Here is a 24006-nt window from a genome sequence, read left to right on the forward strand (position 1 = left end):
GACCGCACGCAGAGGAGCCCCCGATGGCAGTCACCACCCCCGACACCGCGTCCGCCGCCGACCCCGGCGCCCGCGCCGACGAGCGGCTGCGCCGCTGGCGGCTGGTCCTCGGCGGCGAGGCGGACGGCACCGGCCGCACCCTGCACGGCCGGGACGCCGCGATGGACGGCGCGCTCGCCGCGCTCTACCGGGGCGCCGCGGAGGACGGCCGCGCCGGGCAGCCGCGCTCCGGCCGCCGCAGCGCCGGCCTCGGCGGCTCGGCCCCGCAGGTGGCCCGCTGGCTGGGCGACATCCGCACGTACTTCCCGGCCACCGTCGTCCAGCTGATGCAGCAGGACGCCATCACCCGGCTCGGGCTGGAGCAGCTGCTGCTGGAGCCCGAGATGCTGGAGGCCGTCGAGCCGGACGTCCACCTGGTCGGCACCCTGCTCTCGCTCAAGCACGCGCTGCCCGAGACCACCCGGGAGACCGCCCGCGCCGTCGTCGGCCGGGTGGTCGCCGACCTGGAGCGCAGGCTCGCCGACCGCACCCGGGCCACCCTGGGCGGTGCGCTGGACCGCAGCGCCCGGGTCAACCGTCCGCGCCACCGCGACATCGACTGGGACCGCACCATCCGGGCCAATCTGAAGAACTACCTGCCCGAGCACGGCACGGTCGTCCCCGAGCGGCTGGTCGGCTACGCCCGTGCCCAGCGCGCGGTGAAGAAGGACGTCATCCTCTGCATCGACCAGTCCGGCTCGATGGCGCCGTCCGTGGTGCACTCGGCGGTGTTCGGCGCGGTGCTCGCCTCGATGAAGAGCCTGGACACCCGGCTGGTGGTCTTCGACACCTCCGTGGTCGACCTCACCGAGCAGCTCACCGACCCGGTCGACGTGCTCTTCGCGACCCAGCTCGGCGGCGGCACCGACATCAACCGGGCGCTCGCCTACTGCCAGTCCAGGATCACCCGGCCGGCCGAGACGATCGTCGTCCTGATCAGCGACCTCTACGAGGGCGGCATCCGGGACGAGATGCTCAAGCGGGTGGCCGCGATGAAGGCGGCCGGCGTCCAGTTCATCGCCCTGCTGGCGCTCTCCGACGAGGGCGCGCCCGCCTACGACCACGCGCACGCCGCCGCGCTGGCCGTGCTCGGCGCCCCGGCCTTCGCCTGCACCCCCGACGTCTTCCCGGAGATCATGGCGGCGGCGATCGAGAAGCGTCCGATCCCGGTCCCGGACCAGGGGGTGTGAACGGAGCGGTCGGCGCGGCCTCCGACCCGCGCTCCGCCGGGCTCACCCGAACGGCTGAACCGGGCGCGCGGCCGACCGAAGCCGCCGGTCGGGGCGCCGGGCGCACGCCCCCTAGGCTGTCTGTGACGGTTCTCACCATGGACGGGCAGGCCCCGGGCGAAACACGCCCGTCGTACGGGGATAACCTGCCAGACGGACGTGACGCGCGTGTTGATTGACGTGTGCGCCCGTGGCTGTGTGGGCCGCAAGGCCGTACTTCTGCGTACCCGCACCGCCCCGACGACCCGCAGCGAAGATCCTGCCGTGGCACGCTCGTAGAGACACAATCCGCGACCACGAACAAGGACAAACACGTGGACCTGTTCGAGTACCAGGCGAGGGACCTCTTCGCCAAGCACGGTGTACCCGTGCTTGACGGCGATGTCATCGAGACCGCCGCAGACGCTGCCGCCATCGCGGAGCGCTTCGGCGGCCGCGCCGTCGTCAAGGCTCAGGTGAAGGTGGGTGGCCGAGGCAAGGCCGGCGGCGTGAAGCTCGCCGCCGACCCGGCGGACGCCGTCACCAAGGCCGGGCAGATCCTCGGCATGGACATCAAGGGCCACACCGTGCACAAGGTGATGCTGGCCCAGACCGCGGACATCAAGGACGAGTACTACGTCTCGTTCCTGCTGGACCGCACCAACCGCACCTTCCTGGCCATGGCCAGCGTCGAGGGCGGCGTGGAGATCGAGGTCGTCGCGGAGGAGAACCCCGACGCGCTCGCCAAGATCCCGGTCGACGCCAACGTGGGCGTGACCCCGGAGAAGGCCGCCGAGATCGTCGCCGCGGCGAAGTTCCCGGCCGAGGTCGCCGACCAGGTCGCCGAGGTCCTGCAGAAGCTGTGGACCGTCTTCATCAAGGAGGACGCCCTCCTCGTCGAGGTCAACCCGCTGATCAAGTCCGGTGAGGGCAAGATCATCGCGCTCGACGGCAAGGTCTCCCTGGACGAGAACGCCGAGTTCCGTCAGCCCGGGCACGAGGCGCTCGAGGACAAGGCCGCGGCCAACCCGCTGGAGGCCGCCGCCAAGGCCAAGGGCCTCAACTACGTCAAGCTCGACGGTGCGGTCGGCATCATCGGCAACGGTGCGGGTCTCGTCATGAGCACCCTCGACGTGGTCGCCTACGCCGGTGAGAAGCACGGCAACGTCAAGCCCGCCAACTTCCTCGACATCGGTGGCGGCGCCTCCGCCGAGGTCATGGCGAACGGCCTGGAGATCATCCTCGGCGACCCCGACGTCAAGTCGGTCTTCGTCAACGTCTTCGGCGGCATCACCGCGTGCGACGCGGTCGCCAACGGCATCGTGCAGGCCCTCGCCCTGCTCGAGGAGAAGGGCGAGGCGGTCACCAAGCCGCTGGTCGTCCGCCTCGACGGCAACAACGCCGAGCTGGGCCGGCAGATCCTGACCGACGCCAACCACCCGCTCGTCGAGCAGGTGGACACCATGGACGGTGCGGCCGACCGCGCCGCCGAGCTGGCCAACAAGTAAGGAAGGGGACTTTCACACCATGGCTATCTTCCTTACCAAGGACAGCAAGGTCATCGTTCAGGGCATGACCGGCTCCGAGGGCATGAAGCACACCCGCCGCATGCTCGCCTCCGGCACCCAGATCGTCGGCGGTGTCAACCCGCGCAAGGCCGGCACCACCGTGGACGTCGACGGCACCGAGGTGCCCGTCTTCGGCACCGTCGCCGAGGCCATCGAGAAGACCGGTGCCGATGTCACCGTCATCTTCGTTCCGCCGGCGCACACCAAGAGCGCCGTCGTCGAGGCCATCGACGCCGAGATCGGCCTGGCCGTCGTCATCACCGAGGGTGTCCCGGTGCACGACACCGCCGCCTTCTGGGCCCACGCCGGCTCCAAGGGCAACAAGACCCGGATCATCGGCCCGAACTGCCCCGGCCTGATCAGCCCCGGACAGTCGAACGCCGGCATCATCCCGGCCGACATCACCAAGGCCGGCAAGATCGGCCTGGTCTCGAAGTCCGGCACCCTGACCTACCAGCTCATGTACGAGCTGCGGGACATCGGCTTCACCTCGGCCGTGGGCATCGGCGGTGACCCGGTCATCGGCACCACCCACATCGACGCCCTCAAGGCGTTCCAGGAGGACCCGGAGACCGAGCTCATCGTCATGATCGGTGAGATCGGCGGCGACGCCGAGGAGCGGGCCGCGGCCTTCATCAAGGAGAACGTGACCAAGCCGGTCGTCGGCTACGTCGCGGGCTTCACCGCCCCCGAGGGCAAGACCATGGGCCACGCCGGCGCCATCGTCTCCGGCTCCTCGGGCACCGCGCAGGCCAAGAAGGAGGCCCTCGAGGCCGCCGGCGTCAAGGTCGGCAAGACGCCGTCCGAGACCGCCCGCCTGGCCCGTGAGCTGATCAAGGGCTGACACCCTCCCCGCTCGCACCGCAGCGCCCCCGGCCGGACCTCCGGCCGGGGGCGCTGTGCTTGTCGCCCGCTCGCCTCCGGGGCGCTTTTGTCCGGTGCCGACACTCGGCGCTCCCTCGCTCCTACGTCGCTCCCTCGCTTCTCCCTTTCGGCACCGGCGCGCCCCTTCGGCTCGGGGCGGGTGGGCCTTCGGCCCGTGCCGGGGCGGGTCGCCCGCTCGCCTCCGGGGCGCTTTTGTCCGGCGCCGACACTCGGCGCTCCCTCGCTCCTCCCTTTCGGCACCGGCGCGCCCCTTCGGCTCGGGGCGGGTGGGCGCCGGGGGGCGCTCGCCGCCGGGGCGCCGGGTGTTCAGCCGATCGGCCCGCACGGGTGCAGGGCCCAGGCCGGTGCGCAGCCGTGCGGCGGCTCGGCGGCCACCGCGCCGGGCGGGGGCAGCGCCTCGGCGGCCCGCCCGCCCGCCGGCGGACGGTACGGCCCGTCCTCGCGGGGCGGCGGCGGATCCACCACGACCGGCTCCAGCCCCGGCGTCGGCGAGCACCAGAGGCTCTGGATCCCCGACGGCGGCCCGTCGGCCAGCAGCGGCAGCAGTGCGTCCGGCTCGGTCGCCGACGTCGGGAACGGCGCGCAGAGCGAGGGCGGCGGCGGACCGGGCGGCCGGAACAGCTCGCCCGGCCCCCCGCCCGCCAGCGTCGCCACCACCGCGCCGCCGACCGCGGCCGTCAGCAGCGCCGCCGCCCCCGTCCGGCCCGCGTTCACCAGCCCGTGCCGGGCCCGCAGCAGCGGTACCGGCGGCCGGTGCGGCTCCGGGACCCCGCGCACCGCCGCCCGGTGCATCAGCGCGCACAGCCGGTCGGCGAACCCGTCCGCCGCCGGATCCGGTCCCACCAGCTCCGGCACCCAGTGCGCCAGCGCCGTCCGCGCCGCCCACACCCGCCCCTCCGCGGCCGTCACCGTCGACTCCACCTCCACCGCCACCGCGGCGGCCGGCAGCCCCAGGCCGTCGTGCAGCACCAGCGCCCGGCGCTGCGGCCGGGACAGCCGCCGGAGCGCCTTGAGCAGTGCGCGGTCCCGGTCGGTGAGGCGGTCGTGGTCCGGCAGGACGGCCTGGGTCTCGTCGGCCGGACGCACCTTGATCCGGCGGTGCGGCAGCCGCCACACGTGCGTGCGCCGCGGGCCGCCCCGGTGCCACGGCGACAGCGCCAGCTCGAAGGCCCGCGCCCGCACCCACGACTCCGGCTCGCCCCCCGCGGCCACCTCCGCCCACCGCCGCCGCGCCTCCCCGAACGCCCGCCCCACGCAGTGCACGGCACGGTGCTTGCACGCGGTGAGCAGGAACACCTGTTGCGCCAACCGGGTGTGCGCGGCCTCGTACACCTCCTCGAAGCCCGCCTCCGGCCCCCGCTTCTCGGCGGCCCCGGTCGGCTGCTCCGCCGCCTCATCGGCGGAAGCGGTCGGCGGCTCGCCCCCGGCCCCGGCCCCGCCCCCGGCCGTGCGGGGCGGCGCCGCGCCGTTGTCGGCCGGCCGCCCGGCGCGCACCCCTGCGGCCGGTTCGTGCCGATGGCGTCCGCCCCCGGGCGGCGGGCGGCCTCCTGCGGGTTCGGCGCGCCCGCGTCGACCGGCTCCGTGCCGGGCGGGTCCGTCGCGTTCGTGCCGCCGGTGCGGCCGTCGCCCGGTGCGGCGGTCGCCGCGGCGCCCCGCTGCGGCGTCCGTGTCCGCGGGTGGCCGTCGGCCGCGGTGTCCGGCTCCGGCGCGTTCGGCCCCGTCGGCGCCGCCGCCGGGGGCCGGTCCTCGCGCGATCGGCCGGTGCGCCGCGTCGCCGCTTCGCGCCGGCGGACTCCGGACGGCCGCCGGGGGTGGCCTCCGGGGCGGGCAGCAGGGCGGCGAGGGCGGCGATCTCGTCCTGGGTGCGGGTGCCGAGTTTGCGCAGGGCCCGGTGCTGGTAGCTGCGGGCGGTGGTGGGGGTGACGCCGAGGGCGGCGGCGGTCTCGGCGAGGTCCCGGCCCGCCGCGAGGTGGGCGAAGGCCTGCGCCTCACGTGCCGTCAGACGGCCCAGCAGCTCGGCGGACCCGCCCCGCACGGGCGGCGCCTCGCCGTTCCCGGCGGCGGGGGCGGCGTCGGCCCGGGCGCGTCCGGTCCCGGCCCTGGCGGGGCGCCCCTTCCCGCTGCGGCGCTGCGTCGCGGGCGCGGGCTGGTTGCCGGGGAGCTCGGCGGTCGGGGGCTTGGTCATCAGACGCTCCTGGCCGGGTCGGTCGCGGCGGCGAAAGGGCATGGTCTGAAAATGCGCATAAGCCAATAATCTGGGACACCCCGGCGGTTTGCCTCTTCACGGAGCATGGCGAGTCGCCTTGGCACGATGTGGGCCATGACGCAGCTGACGGGTCGTCCGATTCTGGGAGCGCCGGGCGAACTGGGGGCCAGGCCCGTCCTGTCCGCCCTGCTCACCGGGGTCCGGACGGCCCTGCTCGGGCTCTGCGTCATCACCGTCCCGGTGCTCGGGCTCTGGGTGGTGACGCCGAACGCGGACGAGGGCGCGGCCGGGCCGCTGCGGCTGGTGGCGGCGCTCTGGCTGCTCGGGCACGGTGCGCCGGTGCTGCGCGGGGCGGCCGAGGCGCCGCTGTCGGTCACCCCGCTGCTGCTCGGTCTGCTGGTGCTGGGCCAGTTGTCCCGGGCGGCCGGCCGGGTGGCGGCCCGGGGTGCGGGGCGTCCGGGGCGCAGCGGTGCGCCGGCGGTGTGGGCGGGCTACTGCGCGGTGGCGTGCGGGGTGGTGGCGCAGTGCGCGGGGGCGGGGGAGTTCCGGGCCCGGGTGCTGCCGGACCTCGCCGTGGTCGCGCTGGTGGCCGGGGCGGCGGTGGCGGCCGGCACGCGGGGGCGCGCGGTGCTCCCGGCGGTGACGGGTCTGCTGGAGCGGGGCCTGGCGCGGCTGCCGGAGGCCGTCCGGCCGACGGGCGGCGCGGTGGCGGTGCGGGTGGCCGCGCAGGCGGCCGGGGCCGGGCTGCTGGCGGCCGGCGGGCTGGTGGTGGCGGGGGCCGCGGTGCTGGCCGCGGTGTCCGCGAGCGGTGCGCCGGAGGTGTTCGCGGGCGGGCCGGCGGCGGTGGCGGGGCTGCTGCTGGTGAGCCTGGTGCTGCTGCCGAACGCGGTGCTGTGGGGTGCGGCGTACGCGCTCGGGCCGGGGTTCGCGGCGGGGGAGGGGGCGGTGGTGTCGCCGGTGCGGACGGTGCTGGGGCCGGTGCCGGAGTTCCCGCTGTTCGCGCTGTTCCCGGAGCCGGGTGCGGGCGGCTGGCGGCTGGTGGTGTGCGCGCTGCCGGCCGTGGCGGGCGTGGTGCCGGGGCTGGTGCTGGGCCGGGCGGCCGCCTTCGGCCGGTCCGGCCCGCGCGGCCCGTGGCCGGTGGGGGCCACCGCGGTGGCGGCGGTGGCGGCCGCGCTGCTGGTCGGGGTCGCGGCGGCGGGGCTCGGCGGACTCTCCGGCGGGGCGCTGGCGGCGGGCCGGATGGCCTGGCTGGGGCCGGTGCCGTGGTGGACGGGTCTGGCCGCGGTGGCCTGGACGGCGGCGGTGGCCGCCCCGACCGCGCTGCTGGCCCGCTTCCACCTCCTGCGCACCCCCGGTGGCCGCGCGTTCCTCGTCCCGACGGCGCTCGCCCTCCCCGCGCGCCGGAGCGCGCTCCTCCTGCGCACCCGCGCGCACCAAGCGGTCACCCGCCTGGCGGGCCCCCGGGGCGGCACCCCCGGGGGCGAGGCCGGCGCGGACGGCGCCGGCCGGGCCCGCTGACCGGCTCTACTCGCCCTGCTTGGTGATGTCGACGTACCACTGCGGGGCGAGGCGCTCGCAGCCGTCGGCGCCGCTGGCGGTGAGGGAGTCCTGGACGCAGGTGACGTAGTCGTTGTAGTACAGCGCCAGGCCGAGGACGGCGGAGACGAAGACGACCGTCATGGCGCCGGTGAGGATGCCGGCCAGGGCGGCCGGGGTGAGCGGGTTCGGGGCGGCCGGGCCGGCGGGCGCCGGGGCGGCGGCCGTGGGGTCGGCGGGGGCCGGCTTGGGGGCGCGCATGGCGGAGACGCCCCAGGCGATGGCGAGCGCGCCGACGAACAGGGCGACGTAGTGCAGGGAGGCGAAGGCGCAGACCAGCGCGCCCATGCCGGCCAGCGCGGCGTTGCGGGCCTTGCGCTGGGCGGGGTCGGTCGGGTCGAGCCGGGGCGGCTGCGGCGCGGGCGGGCGGGGGTGCCAGCCGCCGCCCTGGTAGCCGGGGCTCCAGGGGTGCGGCGGCGGGACGAGCGGGCGCTCGTCCGGGTCGCCGTCCTGGCCTTCGGGGCGGTCGGAGCCGTCGGAGGGGTGGGGAGCGCGCGGTCGCCACGGCTGCTCGGGGGCATCCGCCGGCGGCGGCGCGAAGGGGTTGCGCTCGCCGGTGTCGTCACCGCTGCTCATGGTTCAGCCATTCCTTCTCGGTCGGTGGGGCGGGTGCCCGCGCCACCCTATGATCCCGCAGACCCTTGTGGGGGCTCCGGGCGCGTCCGGGATGAGCCGGTCCGGGCCCGTCGGGGGCCCGGCGAGATCCCCGTCTCAGCTACGCGCGTAGCCCTCGACGGTGTTTCGGAGGCCGTCCGACCAGCCGTTATGGTGGTGACGGTCAGCAGCTCCCACGGGTTCCCCGGGCGCCCGCGTCGCGGCGGGTTCTCCAGGAGTTCCCCCTCGCTCGACCCGCCGTTCGTAGTGGCCCCACCGCCGGTGGACGTACCAGCGTACGGCGACCGACCTACGGAGAATCGCGCAGTGGCCGCCGCCCCCGCTCAGCTCTTCCCGCCCCGCACGCCCGGACCGGCCCGCCTGGTGGTGCTGGTCTCCGGTTCCGGCACCAACCTCCAGGCGCTGCTCGACGCCGCCGCCGACCCCGCGTACGGGGCGGAGATCCTGGCCGTCGGCGCGGACCGTGACGGCATCGCGGGCCTGGAGCGCGCCGAGCGCGCCGGTCTGCCGGTGTTCGTGCACCGCGTGAAGGACCACCCGGACCGCGCGGACTGGGACCGCACGCTGACCGCCTCCGTGGCCGGGTACCGGCCGGACCTGGTCGTCACGGCCGGCTTCATGAAGATCCTCGGCCCCGAGTTCATCGCGGCCTTCGCCGGACGGATCGTCAACACCCACCCCGCGCTGCTGCCCTCCTTCCCCGGCGCCCACGGCGTCACCGACGCGCTGGCGTACGGGGTGAGGGTCACCGGCTGCACCGTCCACCTCGTCGACGCCGGCGTCGACACCGGGCCGATCATCGCGCAGGGCGTCGTGGAGGTCCTCGACGCCGACCACGCCGATGGCGGCGAGGCGCTGCACGAGCGCATCAAGACTGTCGAGCGCAAGCTGCTCGTCGACGTCGTGGGCCGGCTGGCCCGCGAGGGTCACCGCATCGAGGACCGAAAGGTATGGATTCCGGCATGAGCGCCGCCCCCACCACCACTCCCGTCTCCGAGAACGTCCGGCCGATCCGCCGCGCCCTGATCAGCGTGTACGACAAGACCGGTCTGGAGGAGCTGGCCCAGGGCCTGCACGCCGCCGGGGTCGCCATCGTCTCCACCGGCTCCACCGCGGGCCGGATCGCCGCCGCGGGCGTCCCGGTGACCGAGGTCTCCGAGCTGACCGGCTTCCCGGAGTGCCTGGACGGGCGGGTGAAGACGCTGCACCCGCGCGTGCACGCCGGCGTGCTCGCCGACCTGCGGCTGGAGTCGCACCGCGCGCAGCTGGCCGAGCTGGGCGTCGAGCCCTTCGACCTGGTCGTGGTGAACCTCTACCCGTTCAAGGCGACCGTCGCCTCCGGGGCCACCCCGGACGAGTGCGTCGAGCAGATCGACATCGGCGGCCCGAGCATGGTCCGCGCCGCCGCCAAGAACCACCCCTCGGTGGCCGTCGTGGTCGACCCGGCCCGCTACCAGGACGTGCTCGCCGCCGCCCGGGCCGGCGGCTTCGACCTGCTGACCCGCAAGCGGCTGGCCGCCCAGGCCTTCGCGCACACCGCCGCCTACGACGTCGCGGTGGCCAACTGGTTCGAGGAGTCCGGCTACACGGAGACCGAGGACGCGTTCCCGGCCTTCCTGGGCTCGGCCTTCGAGCGCCAGAACGTGCTGCGCTACGGCGAGAACCCGCACCAGGGCGCCGCGCTGTACACCGACGGCAGCGGCGGCCTGGCCGGCGCGCGGCAGCTGCACGGCAAGGAGATGTCGTACAACAACTACGTCGACACCGACGCCGCCCGCCGCGCCGCCTACGACCACGCCGAGCCGGCGGTCGCGATCATCAAGCACGCCAACCCGTGCGGCATCGCGACCGGCGCCGACGTCGCCGAGGCGCACCGCAAGGCGCACGAGTGCGACCCGGTCTCCGCGTACGGCGGCGTGATCGCCGTCAACCGCCCGGTCACCGTGGCGCTGGCCGAGCAGATCGCCCCGATCTTCACCGAGGTCGTGGTGGCCCCCGGCTACGAGGACGGCGCCGTCGAGGTGCTGGCCCGCAAGAAGAACCTGCGGGTGCTGCTGGCCCCCGAGGCCCCGGCCAACCGCCAGGAGGTGCGCCCGATCTCCGGCGGCGTGCTGCTCCAGGACGCCGACCGGGTGCACGCCGAGGGCGACGACCCGGCGACCTGGACGCTGGCCACCGGTGAGGCGCTGTCCGAGGCCGAGCTGGCCGAGCTGGCCTTCGCCTGGCGGGCCTGCCGGGCCGTCAAGTCCAACGCGATCCTGCTGGCCAAGGACGGCGCCTCGGTGGGCGTCGGCATGGGCCAGGTCAACCGGGTCGACTCCTGCAAGCTCGCGGTCGAGCGGGCCGGCGAGCGGGCCAAGGGCGCGTACGCGGCCTCCGACGCCTTCTTCCCCTTCGCGGACGGCCCGGCGATCCTGATCGCCGCCGGCGTCCGGGCGATCGTGCAGCCGGGCGGCTCGATCCGCGACGAAGAGGTGATCGCGGCCGCCGCCGAGGCCGGGGTGACCATGTACTTCACCGGCACCCGGCACTTCTTCCACTGATCGGTCGATCGGCGGATCGGCCGGTCCGCTGATCCGCCGGTCCGCTGACGGAACGACGGAGCGGCCCGTCCCCTCCACCGAGGGGGCGGGCCGCTCCGTCGTCCGCGTTACTTCTTGATCACCACGGTGCCGGCGGCACGGTCGTGCCAGCCCTGCAGCTTCCCGGAGTTGTCGAAGAACGGCGACAGGTAGACCAGCAGCGCGCCGATGTAGCAGAGGAACGCGCCGACGATCGGGATGATGAAGCGGATGAAGCCGCCGCCCAGGCCCGGGGTCTGGCCGTTGCTCTCCTTGACCACGCGCAGGCCCATGGCCATCTTGCCCAGGGTAGCGCCCACGAAGGAGACCATCAGCCACTCGTAGAGCAGGTTGAACAGCGCCAGCACACCGATCATGATCATCATGGTGGCGACGAGGCCGGTCGCGGCGTCGGTCTGCTGCTGGAGACAGTCGTCGTAGGAGACGGTCCCGTAGGAGTACTGGGAGCAGTCGTCGGTGTCCTTGACGATGCCGAGCGAGCCGGCCAGGCCGAGCGCCATGACCAGGGCGATGACCGCGCCGACCGCCAGGCCGTCGATCAGCCGCGCCACGAAGCGCTGGCCCATCGACGCGATCTTCACCGGGCCGAGCTGGGCGATGTTGATGTAGCCGTTGTTCGCCTGGATGGTGCCCGGCATCGGCTGGTACCCGTACGCCTGCTGCTGCTGCGGGTAGCCGTACCCGGCGGCCGGCGGGGCCTGCTGCGGGTAGCCGTACCCCGCGGCCTGCGGGGCCTGCTGCGGGTAGCCGTAGCCGGGCGGGGGCTGCGGCGGCTGCTGGGGCTGCTGCGGCGGCTGCTGGTGGTACGGGTTGTTCGGGTCGGGCGGGTAGCTCATCGATGCCTCCGGGCAGATGGGGACAAGTGGGGACGGGACAGCGGAGGACCCGGAACGGACCGGCGGATCGCACGGCCGGTCGGACGGGACGTTAGCGGAGCGCACTGACACCGGGAGCGGGCGCGACCGGGTGCGCGGCCCCGCTCAGGGCCGTGGGAGCCGGACGAACGGAAGCCGGGACGGCCCGCCGGTGAGGGGCGTGCCGCGTCGTCGGTCGTTCGTCGGCGCGGCGTGGTCTGGTCGGCTCACTTCGTTCTTCCCCCGGGTACGCCCCCGCCGGGTCTGTCCGTCGGCCCGTCACCGGGCCGGATGCGGCGGGGAATGCCCGCATATCGTCGAACGCCCGGCGGGGCCCTGTCCAGCCGGGTCCGCGCGTCGCGCCGGACTGTGGCGCAACCGCAATGCGACCCGGACGTTCCGTACCCGTTCGTCCACCTCCCGCCCGGCCCCGCCACCGCCCGGCCGCCACCTGGCCGCGGGCCCGGGCCGCCGCTGTGCCGCCGGCCCCCTCCGGCCCGGGACCGGTGGCACGGAAGCCGGCGCCGATCCGGGAGAATGGATCCATGACTGCCCAGATTCTCGATGGCAAGGCCACCGCGGCCGCGATCAAGTCCGAACTCGCCGCCCGCGTGGCGGCCCTCCAGGCGAAGGGCGTGGTGCCCGGCCTCGGCACCGTCCTGGTCGGCGACGACCCGGGCAGCCGCTGGTACGTCAACGGCAAGCACCGGGACTGCGCCGAGATCGGCATCGCCTCGATCCAGCGCGAGCTGCCCGCCACCGCCACCCAGGAGGACGTCGAGAACGTCGTCCGCGAGCTCAACGCCGACCCGACCTGCACCGGCTACATCGTCCAGCTGCCGCTGCCCAAGGGCCTCGACCAGAACCCGGTCCTGGAGCTGATGGACCCGGACAAGGACGCGGACGGCCTGCACCCGACCTCGCTCGGCCGCCTCGCGCTGGGCATCGAGGGCCCGCTGCCCTGCACCCCGCTCGGCATCGTCGAACTGCTGCGCCGCCACGACGTGCCGATCGACGGCGCCGAGGTGGTCGTGGTCGGCCGCGGCGTCACCGTCGGCCGCTCGATCGGCCTGCTGCTCACCCGCCGCAGCGAGAACGCCACCGTCACCCTCTGCCACACCGGCACCCGTGACCTCGCCCACCACCTGCGCCAGGCCGACATCATCGTGGCCGCCGCCGGCGTGCCGCACCTGGTCAAGCCGGAGGACGTCAAGCCCGGCGCGGCCGTGCTGGACGTCGGCGTCAGCCGCAGCGAGGGCAAGATCGTCGGCGACATCCACCCGGGCGTGGCCGAGGTGGCCGGCTGGATCTCCCCGAACCCCGGCGGCGTCGGCCCGATGACCCGCGCCATGCTGCTGAACAACATCGTGGTGGCGGCCGAGCGCCGCGCCGGCGTCTGACCCACCCCCCGATCGACGAACGACGATCCCGAAGGACGGGAAGCCATGACCGAACCGCGGCGGACCCGGCGCAGGCCGGTCAAGACCACCGGCACCATCCCCCCCGAGGGCTCGGCGGCCGCGCTCGGGCGCGACCACGCGCTGCCGGTCCGGCAGTGGCCGATAACGGTGGTCCTGCTGGTGGTCGGCGCCGGTCTCGCGGTCACCTGGTTCGCCGACTTCAAGGACGGCTTCAAGTACGGGCTGCTGATCGTCGGCGGCGGGGTGCTGCTCGGGGCGCTGCTGCGGCTGGTGCTGCCGGAGGTCGGCATGCTGGCGGTGCGCAGCCGCTTCACCGACGTGATCGTGCTGACCTTCCTGGGCGTCTCGATCGTGCTGCTGACCCTGATGGCCCAGCCCAACCCGTGGCTGGAGTTCCCGCTGCTGGACAACATCGGCCAGCTGATCGGGCGGCCACGCCGCTAGCGCGTGCCGCCGAACGGCCCCCGCCCGGGCTCCGGGCGGGGGCCGTCATCGTCTGTGACCAACCAGTCACGACCTCGCCCGAGGCGTACGCTTCCCTTTGCGATACCCTGACGCCGGTTCTCTCGATGTCGAGAGACCGTCCGCGGCTCCGGCGCGCCGAACGTGCCTGGGGCACCTGGCGATCTTGCTGGAGAAGGTAGAAATGACCCGCACCCCCGTCAACGTCACCGTCACCGGAGCCGCCGGCCAGATCGGCTACGCGCTGCTCTTCCGCATCGCCTCGGGCCACCTGCTCGGTGCCGACGTCCCGGTGAACCTGCGCCTCCTGGAGATCCCGCAGGGTCTCAAGGCCGCCGAGGGCACCGCCATGGAGCTCGTCGACTGCGCGTTCCCGCTGCTGCGCGACATCACCATCACCGACCAGCCGAACGTGGCCTTCGACGGCGCCAACGTCGCGCTGCTGGTCGGCGCCCGTCCGCGCACCGCCGGCATGGAGCGCGGCGACCTGCTGTCGGCCAACGGCGGCATCTTCGGCCCGCAGGGCAAGGCCATCAACGCCCACGCCGCGGACGACATCAAGGTCCTGGTCGTCGGCAACCCGGCCAACACCAACGCCCTGATCGCCCAGCGCAACGCCCCGGACGTGCCGGCCGAGCGCTTCACCGCGATGACCCGCCTGGACCACAACCGCGCCGTCGGCCAGCTCTCCGCCAAGACCGGCGCCCTGGTCTCCGACATCAAGCGCGTCACCATCTGGGGCAACCACTCCGCCACCCAGTACCCGGACATCTTCCAGGCCGAGGTCGCCGGCAAGCCGGCCTTCGAGGCCGTCGGCAGCGACCTGGCCTGGCTGGAGAACGACTTCATCCCGACCGTCGCCAAGCGCGGCGCGGCCATCATCGAGGCCCGCGGCGCCTCCTCGGCCGCCTCGGCCGCCAACGCCGCCATCGACCACGTGCACACCTGGGTCAACGGCACCGCCGCGGGCGACTGGACCTCCATGGGCGTCGTCTCCGACGGCTCCTACGGCGTCCCGGCCGGCCTGATCTCCTCCTTCCCGGTCACCACCAAGGACGGTCGGTTCGAGATCGTCCAGGGCCTGGAGATCTCCGACTTCTCGCGCGCCCGCATCGACGCCTCGGTCAAGGAGCTGACCGAGGAGCGCGACGCGGTCCAGGAGCTCGGCCTCATCTGAGCCGCCGCGCCCCCAGCGCCCCACGACGGCCCGTCGTCCCCTTCCCGGGGGACGGCGGGCCGCGGTCCTACACTGACCCGCTGTGAACGAAACCATCGAGGACGCCGCGCTCGTCCTCGTCTTCATCGTCCTGGGCGGCCTGTTCAACGTCGCGGAGATCTCGCTGATCTCGCTGCGCGAGGGCCAGATCCGGACGCTGGAGGCACGCGGCACCCGGCGGGCGGCCCGGGCCGCGCACCTCGCGGCCGACCCGAACCGCTTCCTGGCGGCCGTCCAGGTCGGCGTCACCTGCATGGGTTTCCTCTCCGCCGCGTTCGGCGCCGACACGCTGGCCGGCAAGGTCGCCCCGGTGTTCGTGCGGGCCGGGCTCTCCGAGGGCGTCGCCGACGCCACCGCGCTGGTCGGCCTCACCCTGGTGATCAGCTACGTCTCGCTGGTGCTCGGCGAGCTCACCCCCAAACGGATCGGCCTCCAGCGGGCCGATGCCATCGCGGTGCTGGCCGCCCCGGTGGTCGACGTCATGTCGGTGGTGCTCCGCCCGGCGATCTGGCTGCTCGGCCGTTCCACCGATCTGATGGTCCGGCTGTTCGGCGGCGACCCGAGCGCCGGGCGCGGCTCGATGAGCTCCGAGGAGCTCCGCGGCCTGGTCGCCACCAACACCGAACTCGGCAGCGACGAGCGGACGTTGATCGCCGACGTGTTCGCCGCCGGGGAGCGCCAGCTGCGCGAGGTGATGGTCCCGCGCACCGAGGTGACCTTCCTGGACGCCGAGCGCCCGCTCGCCGAGGTCCGCGCCCAGGCGGACTCCTCGCCGCACTCCCGCTACCCGGTGATCGAGGGCAGCTACGACGCGGTGACCGGCTTCGTGCACGTCCGCGACCTGTACGGCGCGCGCGGCGAACGGGCCGCCAAGGTCCGCGACCTGGCGCGCCCGGTCAAGCTGCTGCCCGGCACCAAGCGGGTGCTGGAGGCGATGGGCGAGATGCGCCGCGAGGGCCACCACCTGGCGATCGTGGTCGACGAGTACGGCGGCACCGCGGGCATCGTCACCCTGGAGGACCTCGTGGAGGAGGTGATCGGGGAGATCCGCGACGAGTACGACACGCCCGAGCCCGCCCCCACCCGGCGGCTGGCCGGCGGCGGGGTGGAGCTCGACGGCCTGCTCAACCTGGCCGACTTCGCCGAGGAGACCGGCGTCACCCTCCCCGAGGGCCCCTACGAGACGGTGGCCGGCTGTCTGGTGGCCGCGCTCGGCCGGCTGCCCGCCGACGGCGACCGGGTGCGGATCCCGGCCGGTCCCGGCGTGGAAGTGCTGCTCACGGTGGCCAAGCTGGAGGGCCGGCGGATCGCCCGGGTCGGGGTGAGTGCGGTCACACTGGCTCGACCGCCGGGGCCGGAGGTTTCCTGACCGGTCGGTGGAACTGGAACAATGGCGCGCATGGTCAACGCAGCGGTCACCGGTCCGGTCAAGGACCGTCCCCGGGTGCTCTCCGGCATCCAGCCCACCTCCGGCTCGTTCCACCTCGGCAACTACCTGGGCGCGGTGCGCCAGTGGGTCGACCTGCAGAAGGAGAACGACGCCTTCTACATGGTCGTCGACCTGCACGCGATCACCGTCGAGCAGGATCCGGCGACGCTGCGCCAGAACACCCGGATCTCCGCCGCCCAGCTGCTCGGCGCGGGCCTGGAGCCGGAGCACTGCACCCTGTTCGTCCAGTCCCACGTGCCCGAGCACGCGCAGCTGGGCTGGGTGATGAACTGCCTCACCGGCTTCGGCGAGGCCTCCCGGATGACCCAGTTCAAGGACAAGTCGGCCAAGCAGGGCACCGCCGGCACCTCGGTGGGCCTGTTCACCTACCCGATCCTCCAGGTCGCCGACATCCTGCTGTACCAGGCGGACGCCGTCCCGGTCGGCGAGGACCAGCGCCAGCACGTGGAGCTCACCCGCGACCTGGCGGAGCGCTTCAACACCCGCTACAGCCCGACCTTCACGGTCCCGAAGCCGTACATCCTCAAGGAGACGGCCAAGATCCAGGACCTCCAGGACCCGGCCATCAAGATGAGCAAATCCGCGTCCTCCACCAAGGGCCTGGTGAGCCTGCTCGACGAGCCGAAGGCCAGCGCCAAGAAGTTCAGGAGCGCCGTCACCGACACCGGCACCGTGGTCTCCTACGACGAGGAGGGGAAGGCCGGCGTCTCCAACCTGCTGCGGATCCACTCCGCGCTCAGCGGGCAGTCGATCGAGCAGTTGGTGGCGCACTTCGAGGGCAAGATGTACGGGGCCCTGAAGACCGAGCTGGCCGACCTGTTCTCCGAGTGGGTGACGCCGTTCCAGGAGCGCACCAGGAGCTTCCTGGACGACCCGGCCGAGCTGGACCGCGTCCTCGCGCTGGGCGCCGAGAAGGCCCGCGCGGTGGCGGCCGAGACGCTGGCCCAGGTGTACGACCGGATCGGCTTCCTCCCGGCCGCCAAGCGGTGACTCCGCTGACGAGCCTGCCCGGTGGTGAGGGTCTCCCGGAGACCCTCACCATCGGCGTGTCCGTCAGCGTCCCGGATCCGTACGGCGTGGCGATCCAGGACGCGCGGGCCGGGCACGGCGATCCGCTGGCCCGGTCGATACCCACGCACGTCACGCTGCTGCCGCCCACCGAGGTGCCGGCCGAGGCGCTGCCGAAGATCGAGGAGCACCTGGCGGCGGTGGCCGCCGCGCACCGGCCGTTCCGGATGGTGCTGCGCGGCAGCGGCAGCTTCCGCCCGGTCTCCCCGGTGGTGTTCGTCCGGGTCGAGGAGGGCGAGCGGGAGTGCCGCCTGCTGGAGGCGGACATCCGCTCCGGCCCGCTGGCCCGGGAGCTGGCCTTCCCGTACCACCCACACGTGACCGTGGCGCACGGGCTCACGGACGACGTGCTGGACCAGGCCCTCGAGCAGGCCCGGTCCTTCCACGCGGCCTTCCCGGTCCCCGGGTTCGGCCTCTCGCGGTTCGACGCGGACGAGGTCTGGCGGCCCTGGCGGGCCTACGGCTTCTCCTGACCGGCACGCCCGAGCGCCAGCATCCGGTCGACCACCCGGCGGGCGGCGGCGCCGTCGTCCAGCGCGCAGTGCACCTCCTGGAAGCGCCGGTAGCGCTCGGCGTACCCGGCGGGCACGGCGCCCCCGGTGTCGGCGAGTTCGCGCAGCGCCGCGACCAGCGCGGCCGAGTCGTCCAGCAGCGGGCCGGGCGCCTGGGCCTCGAAGTCGAAGGCGAAGCCGCGCAGGCTGTCCCGGTAGTGCGCCAGGTCGTAGGTGAAGAACAGCACCGGCCGGCCGGTGATGGCGAAGTCGAACAGGATCGACGAGTAGTCGGTCACCAGCACGTCGGCGACCAGCAGCAGCTCCTGCACGTCCGGGTAGTCGGCGCAGTCGACGGTGAAGCCGTCCCCGGTGCCGGTCAGCGGCTCGCGGACGTGCGCGTGCGGCCGCAGCAGCAGGACGTGGTCGTCGCCGAGCGCCCGCCGGGCCCGGCCGAGGTCGAGCCGCAGGTCGAGCCGGAAGCCGTCGCCGTCGGGGCGCGGCCGGTCCTCCCGCCAGGTCGGCGCGTAGAGCACCACCCGCCGGCCCTCGGGGATGCCGAGCCGGCGGCGGACGGCGGCCGCCCGCCGCGGGTCGGGGCGGGCCAGCACGTCGTTGCGCGGGTAGCCGGACTCCAGGATCTCGCCCCGGTAGCGGAAGGCCCGGCGCAGGATCGGGGTGGCGAAGGGGCTGGGGGAGAGCAGCAGGCTCCAGTGCGGGGTCTCCCGGTCGAGGGCGGCGAGGTAGCCGTGGTCGGCGAGCCAGGGGTTGTCGACGTCGTGGGCGATCCGCTTGAGCAGGGCGCCGTGCCAGGTCTGGACGACGACCTGGCCGGGGCGGCGCTGCAGGAAGTCCGGGAAGTGGGTGTTGCCCACGAGGTAGCGGCTGGTGGCCAGCGCCCGGTACCACTCGGGGCTCCAGACCCGGACCGCGCGGACCCCGGGCGGCAGCTCGGCCTGGGCGTCGTCGACCACCCACAGGTGCTCCAACGGCCTGCCGCGGCGGGCGAGTTCGGCGTGCACGGCACGCGGTGAGTCGGCGTAGCCGCGGCCGCCGAAGACGTCGTACAGCACGGCCTCGCGCAGCGGCTCGCGGCGGGCGGCGGGGTAGCCGGCGGTGCGCTGGCGGGCCTGGGTCCAGGCGCTGCGCTCGGTGGCGCTGAGGACGGGCGTGGAGTCCAGCAGCAGGGTGTCGTGCCAGCGGCGCTCCAGCACGATCCGCTTGCCGCCGGCCAGGGTGGCGGCGGGCAGCGCGGCCAGCACGGCGGGCGCGGCGGTCAGCGGTCGGGCCGGGCCCGGGCGGCCGGCGGGGTGCAGCGCCACCTCCCACAGGCCCTTGCGCAGCGGCAGCGTGGTGCCGTCGGAGCCGGTGCGGGTGGCGGGCAGCCGGACGGTGAACCGCTGGCCGGGGCCGAGCTCGACCGGGTGGCGGACCTCGGTACCGCTGCCGCTGTGCCGCAGGACGAGGTCGAGCGGCCCGGGCGCGGGGCAGCGGCCGGCGAGTTCGAAGCCGCCGGCCCGGGGGGTGAGCCGCTCGATCCAGCCGGCGGCGGGCCGCACGCACAGCTGGAGCCGGCCGTCGGCGAGGTGCTTGAGGTGCAGCACCCGGTCCTCGGCGCCGGGCAGCGGGTGCTGGCCGGTGACCGGCGCGCCGCGTTCGTCCAGGACGAGCTGCTCGACGGCGCCGTCGGGGTCGACGAGCTCGGCGTCCCAGTGCTCCAGCTCGTCGGCGCCGCGGCCCTCGGCGGTGAACAGCGCGTACGGCAGGCGCGCGGTGACGGTCCGCCCGGTGCGGTGGGCGGGCTCGGTGAGGACGGTTCCGCTCTCGCGGTGGCGCAGCCGCAGGACGGTGCGGGCCTGGCCGGGGTCCGCGCTGGCGAGGTGCAGGCCGATCCCGTCGGCGGCGGGCACGGCCCGGGTGAGGCGGACGGCGGGGCGTTCGAGCCGCAGGGCGAGCCGGCCGTCGGCGAAGTGCGGCAGGAGGCGGACGTCGTGGTCCACCCAGCGCGCGGGCGGGTACTCGCCGGAGCCGCACCAGTGCGGGGCGAGGCCGCCGTACTGGCGGCGCAGCCGGGTGGGGCGGGCGAGGGTGAACAGGGTGGCCTCGACGCTCCAGTCGCCGAGCAGCCAGCCGTCGGCGGCGCGCAGCCGGCGCGGTTCGACGAGGGCGGTGAAGCCGGCCCAGTCGTGGTTGTGCTCGGGCTGGGAGCTGTCGTCGGTGATCTCGGGGAGCCGCCGGGGGCGGGTGGGGACGTGGACCGGCTCCTGGCGGTCGTCGCGGCGCAGGGTGAGCCAGGTCCAGGCGGAGCCGGGGCGGGCGGTGGACCGGTCGTCGGGGCGGGCGAAGCCGGTGAGTTCCAGGCCGCGGCCGGTCCAGCGGGCGCGCAGCAGTCCGAAGGCGGCGTTCTCCTCCTCGCCCGGCAGCGGGGCGCCGAAGCGGGCGTCGCGGAAGCGGGGCGCGGCGTGCGGGAGGACGAACCGGGTGAGGACAGCCATTTCCACGGACCTTTCTCGGCGAGAATTTCCATCTCACCCGGAAAAGCATCCGAGGTCAATTTGGGAATGCAATGCCAATTAGCCAGTGAGTTCCCTTCGGAAACGTCAGTTCGAAATTCCGGAATGCCGGGTGAAAGGCGGGCCGGAAAACGCCGGAGGCGCCCGGCGCGGTGTTCGCGTCGGGCGCCTCCGGCACCGGCGGGCGGCCGGTCAGGCCTCGCGGCTCAGCATGGCGTCCACGGCCCGGGCGGCGGCGTGGCCGTCGTCCAGGTCGCAGTACTTCGTGCGGAACGCCGCGTACTTCCCGGCGTACTCGGCGGCGACCTCGTCCACCCGGCCGAGCGCCGTGACCAGCTCCTCGGAGGTGGCCAGCAGCGGGCCGGGCGCGTCCGCCTCGAAGTCCAGCGAGAAGCCGCGCAGGTTGTCGCGGTAGTGCGCCAGGTCGTAGGTGAAGAACAGGATCGGCTTGCCGGTCGCGGCGAAGTCGAACGTCGACGCCGTGTAGTCCGTCACCAGCACGTCGGTGACCAGCAGCAGCTCGTTCATGTCCGGGTAGCTGCTGACGTCCCAGACGTAGCCGTTGCCGGCGCTCTCGATCTGCTCGCGGACGTTGGTGTGCCGGCGGACCAGCAGCACCTGGTCGTCGCCCAGCGCGGCCTGCGCCGCCGCCAGGTCCAGCTGGAGGTTCAGCTGGTAGCCGCCGTAGTGCCGGCGCCGGTCCTCGCGCCAGGTCGGCGCGTACATCACGACCTTCTTGCCCTCGGGCAGGCCGAGCTGCTCGCGCACCCGCTCGGCGGTCTTCTCCTTGTCGGGCGAGAAGAACACGTCGTTGCGCGGCAGGCCGCTCTCCAGGATCTCGCCCTTGAAGTCGAAGGCGCGGCGCAGCACCGGGGCCGCCCAGGTGCTGCCGGCCAGCAGGATGCTCCAGTTCGGAACCTCCTGGGCGAGGCCCTTCAGGTAGTGCGCGTCGGTGAACCAGACCTTCTCGAAGTCGTGGCCGAGCTGCTTCAGCGGCGAACCGTGCCAGGTCTGCAGGACGATCTGGCCGGGCCGGCGGACGAAGAAGTCCGGCAGGTGCGCGCTGGTGACGATGTACTTCGCGGTGGCCAGCGCCTCGAACCACTCCGGGCTCCAGAGCCGGACGGAGGCCGCCGACTGCGGCAGGTCCGCCTGCAGGTCGTCGGTGCCCCACAGGTGCTCCAGCGGCAGGCCGCGGCGCACCAGCTCCTCGTGGATCGCCCGCGGCGAGTCCGCGTACAGGCCGCCGAGCGCGGCGTTGTAGAGCACGGTGTCGCGCAGCGGCAGCCGGCGGCCGGCCGGGTAGTCGACCGTCCGCAGCTGGCGCTGGCGCCAGCCGCTGCGCTCCTCCGGAAGCAGTATGTTCTCCGACTCCAGCTGCAGGCCGTCGTGGTGGCGGCGCTCCAGCACGATCCGCTTGCCGCGGGCCTCCACCTCCAGCGGCAGCGTGTCCCAGCACTCGGGCGCGATCAGCGCGTAGGAGGCCATGTCCTCGTTGAAGGTGACGCCGACCGGACGGAACGAGACGTTCCACCCGCCCTGGGCCAGCGGCACGTTGCCCGCGAAGGACGCGGTCGGCACGGCCGGCAGCGCGGTGCGGAACCGGCCGTCCGCGATCTCCACCGGGTAGATGTGCTGCTCCTCGCCCCAGTGGTGGCGGACCACCATCTCCCAGCGGTGGGTGCCGGGCAGCGGGAAGGTGCCGCTGAGCAGGAAGCCGTCCGCGCCGCGCGAGGTGACCTCGTGCACGATCGGCTGCAGCAGCTGGTCCAGGAACTGCAGGTAGCCGCCGGGGGAGGGCTTGGTGTAGAGCGCGCGCCGCAGCTCGGGCTCGGCGCCCGGGTTGAGGACCAGGTTGAGCTGCTCCGGGGCGTTCCGGTCGTCCCAGGCCAGCGGTACGACGGTGCCGTCGCCCAGCACCAGGGTGCTGTCCCAGCGGTCGCGGGCGCGCTCCTCGGCGACCGGGTCCAGCTCGGCCCAGCTCTCGCGGACCGCGGTCAGCTCGGCGATCGGGAATGAGGCGTGGAACGACTGGTGGCCGCCGGCCGCGGTGCCCGCGGACACCGGGAAGGACAGCTCGCGCTCGGACTCGACGTGGGTGAGCCGCAGCCGGGCCCCGGCCAGCCGGACGCCGGAGCGGGCCGCACCGGACACCTCGACGGTGCCGCCCTGCGCGGTGAGCCCGGTGACCCGGACCCGCACGTTCTCCACCCGCAGGTAGACGCTGCCGTCGCGGACGAACGGCACGATCCGCACGTCCGGCTCGACCCAGTACGAGGGGAGGTAGATCGCGCTGTCGGCCCAGCCGGCCCAGATCCGGCCCTTGTAGACGCCGCCCTTTCCGGCGCCGGCGACCAGGACGCGCCAGTTGCCGTCCTTCCACTGGCCGCGGTGCTTGAGCTTCGCCGGGTCGACGGCGACGGTGAAGCCCGCCCAGTCGCAGTTGTAGAGGTCGTGGTGGTTGGTGGCGGTGGCCTCGGGGCTGTACGTGGTCTTCATCGGCACGGCGATGACCCGGCGGCCCTTGGCCTCGCGCAGCACCAGCGTGCGGACCATGTCGTGCTTGTTGGCCGCGCCCAGCTGCTCCGGGTACGCGTGACCGCTCAGCCGCAGCCGGCCGCCCTCCCAGTGCGACTCGTAGAGCCGGCTGCGGATGACGGTGGAGTTGCGCAGGCTGAGCAGGCCCGGCGGCACGCTCTTGCGGCCGCCGCGCAGGAACGGGTAGTCGGCGTACGGGCGCAGCAGGCCCTTGGCGATGACGCCGCCGTTGCTCTCGCCCTCGTACTTGATCTGCTCGACGAACTCGTCGATCCGGCCCTGAAGGGTCAGGTGGTACTTCAGGCGCAGCGGCGCGCGCAGCTTCTTGACCTGCTCGGGGCCGATCGCGCGCAGCAGCCGGCTGACGCAGCGGATGTAGGCGTCCCGGTACTCCTTGTCGCCGTCCACGACGGACCAGAAGAACATCGGGATCTCCTCGACGAGGGTGTTCTCGTCGTAGGACCTCAGGTACTCGGCGAAGCGCGGCTCGGTCTGCTTCTTCAGCCAGGCGCGCACCAGTTCGACCGAGGTGACGCGGTCGACCAGGCCCTTCGGGTTGGTGCGCATCTGGGTGATCGACATCTCGCCGACCTCGCGCTCGCGCCAGTGGTAGATCGGCTCGGAGAGCACGTCCACGCTCTTGGCGAGGTAGTGGTGCGGCACGCTGACCGGGGCGTCCTCGTACAGGATGCCCTCGGGGTAGAGCAGGTCGGCCGCGTCGAAGAAGGAGCGGCGGTAGACCTTGTTCCACGCGGTGCGGTCGGTGACCAGCGAGGGGATCTCGGTCACGTGCGTCTTGAGCACGGTCCGGGAGAACGGACGGCTGTGGCCGCCGGACTGGTAGTAGCCGATCGCGCGGAACCGCAGCACGTTGCCGGTGGCGAAGTCGGAGCCGGTCTCGTCCAGCGTGTTGATCATCAGCTCGTACGCGCTGGGCGGCATCGAGTCGTCGCTGTCGACGAAGCAGAGGAACTCGGCGTCCGGGTCGATGTGCCGGATGCCGGTGTTGCGGGCCGCGCCGAGGCCCTTGTTCACCTGACGGACCAGCCGGAAGCGGGAGTCCTTGGCGGCGTACGCCTCGGCGAGGGCGGCGCTGTTGTCCTTCGAACCGTCGTCGACCATGACGCACTCGAAGTCCGTGAACGTCTGGGCGGCGATCGAGTCGAGGCACTCCACGAGATAGCGCTCGACGTTGTAGATCGGGACGACGATGGAGAGGCGGGGAGCCATCGGCTACGCAGGCCTTTCTCTGGAAGGAGCGTGGCAGCCCGGTTCGGGGTCTGGCCGCACTTTG

At 73.9% G+C, this 24006-nt stretch carries 18 protein-coding genes; 12 read left to right on the top strand and 6 right to left on the bottom strand.

What is annotated here, in order from left to right; genetic code table 11:
• The first annotated feature begins 23 nt into the window (after positions 1-23).
• The 3 genes from ACFCLZ_RS23190 to sucD all read left to right on the top strand — a co-directional run bounded on the left by ACFCLZ_RS23190 (position 24) and on the right by sucD (position 3659).
• The gene (locus ACFCLZ_RS23190) at positions 24-1229 is read left to right on the top strand and encodes a VWA domain-containing protein (protein ID WP_380278855.1); all 1206 of its coding nucleotides are present in this window, start codon (positions 24-26) and stop codon (positions 1227-1229) included.
• 353 nt (positions 1230-1582) lie between these two features.
• Positions 1583-2755 carry an ADP-forming succinate--CoA ligase subunit beta gene (gene sucC / locus ACFCLZ_RS23195; protein ID WP_380278857.1) on the top strand — a complete coding sequence of 391 codons (1173 nt, stop codon included), beginning with the start codon at positions 1583-1585 and terminating at the stop codon, positions 2753-2755.
• A gap of 19 nt (positions 2756-2774) precedes the next feature.
• Entirely contained in the window at positions 2775-3659 is an 885-nt protein-coding gene (gene sucD, locus ACFCLZ_RS23200; protein ID WP_350570583.1) for a succinate--CoA ligase subunit alpha, read from the top strand.
• A 347-nt stretch (positions 3660-4006) separates the two neighbouring features.
• On the opposite strand, the gene ACFCLZ_RS23205 is transcribed toward sucD, so the two are convergent.
• Positions 4007-5194, bottom strand: coding sequence for a hypothetical protein (locus ACFCLZ_RS23205; protein WP_380278859.1), 1188 nt, complete (start codon positions 5192-5194; stop codon positions 4007-4009).
• Complete coding sequence (locus ACFCLZ_RS23210; protein ID WP_380278860.1) at positions 5094-5885, bottom strand: sigma factor-like helix-turn-helix DNA-binding protein; 792 nt, start codon at positions 5883-5885, stop codon at positions 5094-5096. Before ACFCLZ_RS23210 ends, ACFCLZ_RS23205 begins: the two co-directional genes overlap by 101 nt.
• A gap of 135 nt (positions 5886-6020) precedes the next feature.
• Here ACFCLZ_RS23210 and ACFCLZ_RS23215 point away from each other — a divergent pair, with 135 nt between their 5' ends.
• A complete protein-coding gene (locus ACFCLZ_RS23215; protein WP_380278861.1) occupies positions 6021-7424 on the top strand; it encodes a DUF6350 family protein in 1404 nt (467 codons plus the stop codon).
• Positions 7425-7430: 6 nt separating this feature from the next.
• On the opposite strand, the gene ACFCLZ_RS23220 is transcribed toward ACFCLZ_RS23215, so the two are convergent.
• Positions 7431-8078 carry a hypothetical protein gene (locus ACFCLZ_RS23220; protein ID WP_380278863.1) on the bottom strand — a complete coding sequence of 216 codons (648 nt, stop codon included), beginning with the start codon at positions 8076-8078 and terminating at the stop codon, positions 7431-7433.
• Positions 8079-8423: 345 nt separating this feature from the next.
• Between ACFCLZ_RS23220 and purN the strand changes: the two genes are divergently transcribed.
• Together purN and purH are read left to right on the top strand one after the other, a co-directional pair.
• The gene (purN, locus tag ACFCLZ_RS23225; RefSeq protein WP_380278865.1) at positions 8424-9083 is read left to right on the top strand and encodes a phosphoribosylglycinamide formyltransferase; all 660 of its coding nucleotides are present in this window, start codon (positions 8424-8426) and stop codon (positions 9081-9083) included.
• Positions 9080-10660: a bifunctional phosphoribosylaminoimidazolecarboxamide formyltransferase/IMP cyclohydrolase gene (gene purH, locus ACFCLZ_RS23230; protein ID WP_380278867.1), complete on the top strand. Its 1581-nt coding sequence runs from the start codon at positions 9080-9082 to the stop codon at positions 10658-10660. The genes purN and purH overlap by 4 nt, the downstream gene beginning before the upstream one ends.
• A 107-nt stretch (positions 10661-10767) precedes the next feature.
• Here the strand turns inward: purH and ACFCLZ_RS23235 are convergent, their stop codons facing one another.
• On the bottom strand, positions 10768-11535 hold the full coding sequence (locus tag ACFCLZ_RS23235) for an RDD family protein (RefSeq protein WP_380278868.1): 768 nt from the start codon (positions 11533-11535) through the stop codon (positions 10768-10770).
• A gap of 563 nt (positions 11536-12098) precedes the next feature.
• On the opposite strand from ACFCLZ_RS23235, the gene ACFCLZ_RS23240 reads away from it, so the two are divergent.
• From ACFCLZ_RS23240 to ACFCLZ_RS23265, 6 genes are all read left to right on the top strand, one after another.
• Entirely contained in the window at positions 12099-12953 is an 855-nt protein-coding gene (locus ACFCLZ_RS23240) for a bifunctional methylenetetrahydrofolate dehydrogenase/methenyltetrahydrofolate cyclohydrolase (RefSeq protein WP_376086055.1), read from the top strand.
• Between the two features lie 45 nt (positions 12954-12998).
• Complete coding sequence (locus ACFCLZ_RS23245) at positions 12999-13418, top strand: DUF3017 domain-containing protein (RefSeq protein ID WP_380278870.1); 420 nt, start codon at positions 12999-13001, stop codon at positions 13416-13418.
• Between the two features lie 202 nt (positions 13419-13620).
• Entirely contained in the window at positions 13621-14613 is a 993-nt protein-coding gene (locus tag ACFCLZ_RS23250; RefSeq protein ID WP_380278871.1) for a malate dehydrogenase, read from the top strand.
• A gap of 82 nt (positions 14614-14695) precedes the next feature.
• A complete protein-coding gene (locus ACFCLZ_RS23255) occupies positions 14696-16021 on the top strand; it encodes a hemolysin family protein (RefSeq protein WP_380278873.1) in 1326 nt (441 codons plus the stop codon).
• Positions 16022-16096: 75 nt separating this feature from the next.
• Positions 16097-17092, top strand: a complete 996-nt coding sequence (trpS, locus tag ACFCLZ_RS23260; protein WP_380286248.1) for a tryptophan--tRNA ligase — start codon at positions 16097-16099, stop codon at positions 17090-17092.
• Between the two features lie 56 nt (positions 17093-17148).
• Entirely contained in the window at positions 17149-17643 is a 495-nt protein-coding gene (locus tag ACFCLZ_RS23265) for a 2'-5' RNA ligase family protein (RefSeq protein WP_380278875.1), read from the top strand.
• On the opposite strand, the gene ACFCLZ_RS23270 is transcribed toward ACFCLZ_RS23265, so the two are convergent.
• Positions 17628-20156: a CDP-glycerol glycerophosphotransferase family protein gene (locus ACFCLZ_RS23270; protein WP_380278876.1), complete on the bottom strand. Its 2529-nt coding sequence runs from the start codon at positions 20154-20156 to the stop codon at positions 17628-17630. The two genes, ACFCLZ_RS23265 and ACFCLZ_RS23270, sit on opposite strands and share 16 nt — an antisense overlap.
• A gap of 210 nt (positions 20157-20366) precedes the next feature.
• Complete coding sequence (locus ACFCLZ_RS23275; RefSeq protein ID WP_380278878.1) at positions 20367-23942, bottom strand: CDP-glycerol glycerophosphotransferase family protein; 3576 nt, start codon at positions 23940-23942, stop codon at positions 20367-20369.
• Positions 23943-24006 lie beyond the last annotated feature (64 nt).

Source organism: Kitasatospora purpeofusca (genome assembly GCF_042691725.1).
Lineage (GTDB): Bacteria > Actinomycetota > Actinomycetes > Streptomycetales > Streptomycetaceae > Kitasatospora > Kitasatospora purpeofusca_B.

Coding starts and splice junctions, on each gene's coding strand:
- ACFCLZ_RS23190 (WP_380278855.1), top strand. CDS start 24: ATGGCAGTCACCACCCCCGACACCGCGTCCGCCGCCGACCCCGGCGCC.
- sucD (WP_350570583.1), top strand. CDS start 2,775: ATGGCTATCTTCCTTACCAAGGACAGCAAGGTCATCGTTCAGGGCATG.
- ACFCLZ_RS23210 (WP_380278860.1), bottom strand. CDS start 5,885: ATGACCAAGCCCCCGACCGCCGAGCTCCCCGGCAACCAGCCCGCGCCC.
- ACFCLZ_RS23215 (WP_380278861.1), top strand. CDS start 6,021: ATGACGCAGCTGACGGGTCGTCCGATTCTGGGAGCGCCGGGCGAACTG.
- ACFCLZ_RS23220 (WP_380278863.1), bottom strand. CDS start 8,078: ATGAGCAGCGGTGACGACACCGGCGAGCGCAACCCCTTCGCGCCGCCG.
- purH (WP_380278867.1), top strand. CDS start 9,080: ATGAGCGCCGCCCCCACCACCACTCCCGTCTCCGAGAACGTCCGGCCG.
- ACFCLZ_RS23235 (WP_380278868.1), bottom strand. CDS start 11,535: ATGAGCTACCCGCCCGACCCGAACAACCCGTACCACCAGCAGCCGCCG.
- ACFCLZ_RS23240 (WP_376086055.1), top strand. CDS start 12,099: ATGACTGCCCAGATTCTCGATGGCAAGGCCACCGCGGCCGCGATCAAG.
- ACFCLZ_RS23245 (WP_380278870.1), top strand. CDS start 12,999: ATGACCGAACCGCGGCGGACCCGGCGCAGGCCGGTCAAGACCACCGGC.
- ACFCLZ_RS23250 (WP_380278871.1), top strand. CDS start 13,621: ATGACCCGCACCCCCGTCAACGTCACCGTCACCGGAGCCGCCGGCCAG.
- ACFCLZ_RS23270 (WP_380278876.1), bottom strand. CDS start 20,156: ATGGCTGTCCTCACCCGGTTCGTCCTCCCGCACGCCGCGCCCCGCTTC.
- ACFCLZ_RS23275 (WP_380278878.1), bottom strand. CDS start 23,942: ATGGCTCCCCGCCTCTCCATCGTCGTCCCGATCTACAACGTCGAGCGC.